The 578-nt window shown below is 43.8% G+C and carries 1 protein-coding gene; it reads right to left on the reverse strand.

Annotated features, from left to right (window positions below; translation table 11 throughout):
* Window positions 1-578 (reverse strand): IS66 family transposase (locus C9J37_RS27860; protein ID WP_235617285.1); only part of this gene is annotated, 578 nt, incomplete at both ends.

Raw genomic sequence — 578 nt, forward strand, 5'->3', positions numbered from 1 at the left:
ATAATGCACTTTGAAAAAGAACGATGATCGGTCCTTGACTTGGCACGCTTCGGAACACCCAATTATAGGCGTTCGATTGACCGGATTTTCCGTCTGAACGTTTGATTATTTGCGCATAGGTTTCATCTACATGCAGAACAGATTTAGCTGTTAATGTCTGCTTCATCTGTTCATAAACCGGTAGAAGCCAATCTTCAGCTGCACGGATCACCCAGTTTGATAAGTTCTTATCATTCGTAAGCAGCCCATATCGTTCCCATTCCTTTACCTGACGGTAAAGAGGTAAGTATTGGATGAACTTATCATAGATGAGTTTTGCTAGAACGGTAGGTCCCGCAATGCTTCGCTGAATGGCAGCTTGTGGGGCTTTCCCACGTTTCATTTGTGCTTTTTGTGTGGCATCCATTTTACAGTGCTTGCACTCGTAGGCATGTTCAATATGCTGGATGCGCATCATTTTTGCCGGAATGAATTTTGCTTCTTCACGCGCAATCGTTTTACCGGCTTCGGTCATTTGGCTAAGGCAACAGTCGCATTGTGTATTGGTGGGGTGATGATGAACTTCTTCTATTTCAATC

The sequence above is a fragment of the Lysinibacillus mangiferihumi genome, assembly GCF_003049665.1.
In the GTDB taxonomy this organism is placed as follows: Bacteria; Bacillota; Bacilli; order Bacillales_A; family Planococcaceae; genus Lysinibacillus; species Lysinibacillus mangiferihumi.